Source organism: Alicyclobacillus suci (genome assembly GCF_017329615.1).
GTDB classification, from domain to species: domain Bacteria; phylum Bacillota; class Bacilli; order Alicyclobacillales; family Alicyclobacillaceae; genus Alicyclobacillus; species Alicyclobacillus suci.
This window is the reverse complement of record NZ_JAFMTW010000007.1, coordinates 130,127-136,279: the sequence shown is the minus strand read 5'-3', so window position 1 is coordinate 136,279 and position 6,153 is coordinate 130,127. Positions and strand designations below refer to the sequence as shown.

Genomic DNA, 6,153 nt, shown 5'->3' with positions numbered 1-6,153 from the left:
CACCAATCCACATACCTAAAACATCTTTTCTACCGTCTAAGTCAATGCCTACAATCATGTATGATGCCTTGCTAACAACTTGTCCGTCCTGCTTTACTTTGTAGTGAATCGCATCCATGAACACAACTGCGTAAACAGGATTCAGTGGGCGGTTTTGCCACTCTTTAATCATGGGGAGCAGTTTGTCCGTGATGTTAGAAACAAGTGTCGGGGATACGTCCACACCGTATAAGTGCTCCAGATGGGCTTGAATGTCGCGAGTGCTCATACCGCGGGCGTAGAGTGCGATAACTTGGTCCTCGATGCCAACGGTATTCGTTTGATGTTTTTTGATGATGAGCGGATCAAACTCGCCCTTGCGGTCGCGGGGAACTGAAATGTCTACCTCACCATACTCAGACGTGATGGATTTGTGACTATGACCATTACGGCTATTGTCCGTCATCTTATCCTTGACAGCGTGCTTCGCGTAGCCCAGGTGCGTCTCCAACTCAGCCTCGAGCATTTCTTGCATGGTGCTGGCAAAAACCTCTTTAAGCGCAGCCTGGATATCCTCGGGTGACTTGAAATCATTCTCCTTGATAAACTGACGTAACTGCTCTCTCGATAACAAACTCATGTGTACGTCCTCCCAAACTTGTACTCCCATTTTACTGGGGTTGGGAGTTTACACAAAATATTTTACACCCTCGGGAAAACTCTCTTCCCATTCCTGTAAGCACTTTCGGACACCGAATCCGCCAATTCAGGGTCAACTTACGCCGTCAATTTCCGGACATTATGCTGTGTCAGTAACACCCAGCCATTTCGGCTGAGCGTGATTTAAAAAGTATATGAGGTTTGTATCGATTACCAATCGTCCTCATCAGATTTCCGTCCTCTATCTGTTTGCCTTTTGATTTATAATACAGAGTTTGGTAATCCTTAGCAAGCGTTTCCCAGGTAAATAAATTTATTCGAGAACGTATTTCCCTTTCTTTCCCTTTTCCTGAAAAAGAGAAACATTTTTGATTCTCTTTTTCACCCTCTACTATGTTCCGAGATAATAAACCTCTTAAATCCCCATTCCCCGAATCCCGCACCACGCCTACATTTCATATAATTCCCAGATAATAATGTCCTGCAACTTTCCCTCATTTTCTCGACTTTTCACTCCATTTTTTCTTGCCGAACTTTATTAATTTGAGAATAAAGTCCTGAACAAAAAACAGGATTAAGGCTCGGTATCATTGGGTTTCCCCATTTTACCCGACCATTAATCCTGCTCTTTTCAGATGTTTATTCTAATTTTGCTCGAACTTTATTCACTCTTGAACGACTTTATTGTTGGGCTACAACAATCCCGCACCAACAGCGTGACACACTCCAAATGTGCCGTCTGTGGAAACATGTCGAGCGGCTGCATGACCTCAACACGATATCCTCCTGCCAAGAACAGCTTGAGATCGCGCTGTAATGTCGCTGGGTTGCAGGAGGCGTAAACAATGCGACGCGGGCCCGTTTTGAGGACTGCTTGGATGGCAGCGGCATCAATGCCCTTACGCGGCGGATCAAACACGACGACATCCGCGCGATTGCCGTCCTCGACCCACTTGGGCAACCAGTCTTCTACGCGACCGACGTGAAACTCGGCGTTGTCGACGCCGAGGTCTTCACCGTTGATTTGCGCGTCCTCGACCGATGCCTCAACCTCTTCAACCCCAATAGCTTGACCCGCACGCCCAGCTAACAGCAGGGTCAGCGTACCAATGCCGCAGTAGGCGTCAATCACGACGTCGGTCGAACGAAGATCAGCATAGTCAACGACGGTTTGATACATCTTTTCGGCGACGGGTGCCTGAATTTGCAGGAAGGACCGTGGTGACACGGCAAACGACAACCCAGCAATGGTCTCCTTCAACGTGCCCGGCCCGTATAACGTCTCAAGTTTGCGCCCCCACACAGGGCCGACAGCCTTCGGCTGCGCAGTCAGGCATACGGACGTCACATGCGGGGCTTCGAATTCGGCCAGTGCACGGCGAACGTGACCACGCGAGTGACGCACGACGAAGACGACGAGCTGTTCACCTGTGGTTTGCGACTCGCGCACAATAACGTGGTGAACGAGGCCCGCCAAATCGGCGCCTCTATCCGTGAGAAAGACGCGCGCTCGATTTAACGTATCCTGCATCGCCTCGCTCTGCAGATGACAGGAGTCGGTCTCAATCATCTGGTGCGATGCAAACCCATAGTACCCCATTCGCACCTGCTTTTTATCAGCGTCAAATCGCATCGGCATTTGCACTTGGTTGCGGTAGCGAAACGCATCCGGTGATGGCACAATGTCACGCACGATGGCGTCCGCATCGAGCCCCAATTGCTGCGCGACGCGCTTCACGCGGTTCTCCTTCCAAGTCAATTGCGCATCGTAACGCAGATGTTGCGCCTGGCATCCGCCGCACGCGCCAAAGACAGGGCAAGGTGCATCTTGCCGATCAGGCGAGGTGTCATAACGATCCAAAAGTGTTGCGCGAGCAAAACGGCGCTGACGCTCGACAACGCGCACGTTTCCCCGCTCACCTGGTAGTAAAAATGGTACGAAAACCGTCATACCATTGATGGTCGTGACACCTTCGCCGTCGTCGTTCAGTCGAAGTGCAGTCACTTCATATGTGCCACCTTGTTCAAGCGGGTGGCTATCTTTCACATCTGCCATGTATAAAGTCCTCCGAATTCAGTCGTGCTCATTGTAGGGTTCTGCGTAATTTACTGTGATAGCAGACATGATTGCAGAAACCGACCACCCTTTACACGGTGGTCGGTCTCCACTGAATTTATACGCCTGTATTCACAATGTCGCCTTACAGCGCTTGAATCTTCTCAATCAAAAGTTGATTGACGAGCGCTGGATTTGCCTTGCCCTTCGTCGCCTTCATCACTTGTCCGACCAGTGCGCCCAACGCCCGGTCCTTGCCGCCTTTGTAATCGGCAACCGACTTTTCGTTCTTCGCGAGGACTTCGTCGAGAATTGGGCCAAGCACGGACGCGTCGCTGATTTGCTCCATGCCCTGTTCCTTGATGATGGCACTTGCCGACTTGCCCGTCTCCCACATCGTCTTAAAGACGTCGCGCGCCTGCTTGGAAGAGATCTTTCCACTCGAAACCTCTTGAATCAAGCCCGCCAAGTTCTCCGGCGAAATCGGACACTCCGCCGGCGATTTGCCTTCATTGTTCAGGCCGCCGAGGATGTCACTCATGACCCAGTTGCTCGCTGCCTTCGCGTCGACATTTTCGGCGATGACCCGCTCATAATACTGTGCGACGAGTGGATCCGCCGTCAACACACCCGCATCATACGCCGGCAAACCGAGTTCCTGCTCATAGCGAGTGCGCTTGGCCAGGGGCAACTCCGGCAATTCCGCGCGGACGCGGTTGAGCCAGGCATCGTCGATGGCGAGATCGACCAAGTCAGGCTCTGGGAAGTAGCGATAGTCGTGCGCCTCTTCCTTCGAGCGCATGGAAATGGTCGTCTGCGTCGCCTCGTCGAAACGGCGCGTCTCCTGCACCACTTCTCCGCCCTCTTCGTACACCGCCGTCTGGCGCTCCACTTCGTACTCCAGGCCGCGTTGAACATTGCGGAACGAGTTCATGTTCTTCAATTCGGCCTTGTTGCCAAACTTGGTCTCACCGACTGGCCGCAAGGAGACGTTCGCGTCACAGCGAAGGGACCCCTCTTCCATCTTACAGTCGGAAACATCGCAGTACTGCATGATGCTCTTGAGCGCTTCCAGGTACAGACGCGCCTCCTCCGGCGTACGAATGTCCGGCTCCGACACAATTTCAATCAGCGGCACACCGGTGCGGTTGAAGTCGACCAACGTGTGCGATCCGTCCGGGGCATGCGTCGATTTCCCTGCATCCTCCTCAAGATGCAAGCGCGTAATGCCGATGCGCTTCTTTTCGCCGCCGACTTCGATCTCGATATATCCATGCTCCCCAATCGGCTTATCAAACTGCGAAATCTGATAGCCCTTTGGCGAGTCCGGGTAAAAGTAATTTTTGCGGTCGAATTTCGACTGCTGGTTGATGGTGCAGTTGAGCGCCGTCGCCGCCCGCAACGCCAATTCCACGGCCTGGCGATTGAGCACCGGCAAAGCGCCTGGGTGACCCATGCAAACCGGGCACACATTGGTGTTGGGCTCCGAATTGCTGTCGTTTTTACAGCCGCAAAAAATCTTGGTCTCCGTTTTCAATTCGACGTGCACTTCAAGACCAATAATCGTCTCGTAGTTCATTCTGCAACCCCCAATTCCGGCTGTGGCCACGAGAAGTCGCGAACTTGCTCATACGCGTGCGCGACGCGCAAAATAGTGCGCTCAGCAAACGGCTTCGCCAGCACCTGTAAACCAACCGGCAATCCGTCGACAAAGCCACACGGAACGCTCGCACCCGGAATTCCCGCCAGGTTTGCCGGGATGGTGTAAATGTCATTCAAATACATCGCAAGCGGGTCGTCCGACTTTTCGCCAAACGGGAAAGCCGTCGTCGGCGTCGTCGGCATAAGAATGACATCGCATTGTTCAAACGCCTTCTCGTAGTCCCGACGGATGAGCGTGCGCATCTGCTGCGCCCGCTTGTAATACGCGTCGTAATAACCGGACGAAAGCGCGTAAGTGCCGATGATAATGCGGCGTTTGACCTCCATGCCAAACCCCTGGCTGCGACTTTGCTCAAACATATCAATCATACTCTTGGCCTCAGCGCGCCGCCCAAAACGAACGCCATCGTAGCGCGACAGGTTCGAGGACGCTTCGGCGGGTGCAATCAGGTAATACGTCGCCACCGCGTACTCGGAGTGCGGAAGGTCTACCTCGACCACGGTCGCCCCTTCGCCTTCGAGCTTGTGGATAGCCGCATCCACCGCCTGCTTCACAGCTGGATTCAGTCCCTCTTCCGGCAAGTTGCGGACGATACCAATGCGCAATCCTTTCACACCGAGCCCTAAGTCCTGCGTGAAATCTTCGTGCTCCACCTTCGCAGACGTGGAGTCGTACTGGTCATAGCCACTGATGGCATTCATCACAATCGCTGCATCCTCAGCGGTGTTCGTAAAGGGGCCAATCTGGTCGAGCGATGACGCAAAGGCAATCAGCCCATACCGAGAGACGCGGCCATACGTCGGTTTCAGGCCGAACACGCCGCAAAACGCCGCCGGTTGACGGATAGATCCGCCTGTATCAGAACCGAGTGCAAATGGCACGATGCCCGCTGCGACTGCCGCCGCGGATCCGCCGCTCGATCCACCCGGTACCCGCCCCTTGGCATATGGATTCTTAGTCTTCTTGAATGCGGATGTCTCAGTGGTAGACCCCATTGCGAACTCGTCGAGGTTGGTCTTGCCAATCAACACACCGCCCGCGTCGTTGAGCAGATTCGCGACCGTCGCGTTATAAGGGGGAATATAATTTTCCAAGATCCGCGATGCAGCCGTGGTCAACATCCCTTGTGTGCAGATGTTATCCTTGAGCGCGTACGGCACACCCGCCAGCCCACCTTGATCTGCTGTGGTTGCCTCGGCGCGCGACAGCGCAGCGTCCTCATCGACCGTCAGGAACGCTTCGAGTTCCCCATCGACTTTGCGAACCGCATCGAGTGAGGCCTTGGCCCAGTCGGCTGCGGTTGTTTCACCTTTATGTACGGATGCCAAAATCTCTTTGACGCTATTTAATTTCATGCGCCTGTGCCTCCTTCAAGGACGGCCGGCACACGAACTTGACCGTCTTCAGTTTCCGGCGCATTGGCGAGCGCCGCATCACGAGACAAGCTCGGGCGTACCTCGTCTTCGCGCAACACATTCGTCTGTTCGAACGGATGACTGGTTGGCGGTACGCCTTCCAAATCTACCTGCTGGAGCGATGCCGCATACTCCAAAATGTCGTTTAATTGAGGTGCGAGTAGGGATCGTTCAGCCTCAGGCATGGCCAAACGAGCCAAGCGCGCAACGTGGCTGACCGTCTCTTCGGTAATCTTCAACAGCTTGTCCCTCCTAAGGAAACGTCGAAGGTATCTTTCTTTTCGGGATTATAGCACACCATAGAGCTTTTCCGCATAATGGAAGGCACCTGCGGCATCCATGGAGCAACTCACACGAGCAGTTGCTCAAGAGCTGCCTCC

The 6,153-nt window shown here is 53.7% G+C and carries 5 protein-coding genes; all 5 read right to left on the bottom strand.

Translation table 11 applies throughout. The features are described from left to right. A partial coding sequence (locus J3482_RS05870; protein ID WP_206922180.1) for an IS256 family transposase occupies nt 1–619 on the bottom strand: 619 nt, incomplete at its 3' end. 681 nt (nt 620–1,300) lie between these two features. Further along, nucleotides 1,301–2,695, bottom strand: coding sequence for a 23S rRNA (uracil(1939)-C(5))-methyltransferase RlmD (rlmD, locus tag J3482_RS05865; RefSeq protein WP_206922179.1), 1,395 nt, complete (start codon nt 2,693–2,695; stop codon nt 1,301–1,303). A gap of 145 nt (nt 2,696–2,840) precedes the next feature. Then, nucleotides 2,841–4,274 (bottom strand): Asp-tRNA(Asn)/Glu-tRNA(Gln) amidotransferase subunit GatB, encoded by a 1,434-nt coding sequence (gatB, locus tag J3482_RS05860; RefSeq protein ID WP_146824574.1) that lies wholly within the window; start codon nt 4,272–4,274, stop codon nt 2,841–2,843. Next, nucleotides 4,271–5,713 carry an Asp-tRNA(Asn)/Glu-tRNA(Gln) amidotransferase subunit GatA gene (gene gatA / locus J3482_RS05855; RefSeq protein WP_146824575.1) on the bottom strand — a complete coding sequence of 481 codons (1,443 nt, stop codon included), beginning with the start codon at nt 5,711–5,713 and terminating at the stop codon, nt 4,271–4,273. Before gatA ends, gatB begins: the two co-directional genes overlap by 4 nt. After that, nucleotides 5,710–6,012 carry an Asp-tRNA(Asn)/Glu-tRNA(Gln) amidotransferase subunit GatC gene (gatC, locus tag J3482_RS05850; protein ID WP_146824576.1) on the bottom strand — a complete coding sequence of 101 codons (303 nt, stop codon included), beginning with the start codon at nt 6,010–6,012 and terminating at the stop codon, nt 5,710–5,712. The genes gatA and gatC overlap by 4 nt, the downstream gene beginning before the upstream one ends. Between the last annotated feature and the right edge of the window lie 141 nt (nt 6,013–6,153).

Coding starts and splice junctions, on each gene's coding strand:
- gatB (WP_146824574.1), bottom strand. CDS start 4,274: ATGAACTACGAGACGATTATTGGTCTTGAAGTGCACGTCGAATTGAAA.
- rlmD (WP_206922179.1), bottom strand. CDS start 2,695: ATGGCAGATGTGAAAGATAGCCACCCGCTTGAACAAGGTGGCACATAT.
- gatA (WP_146824575.1), bottom strand. CDS start 5,713: ATGAAATTAAATAGCGTCAAAGAGATTTTGGCATCCGTACATAAAGGT.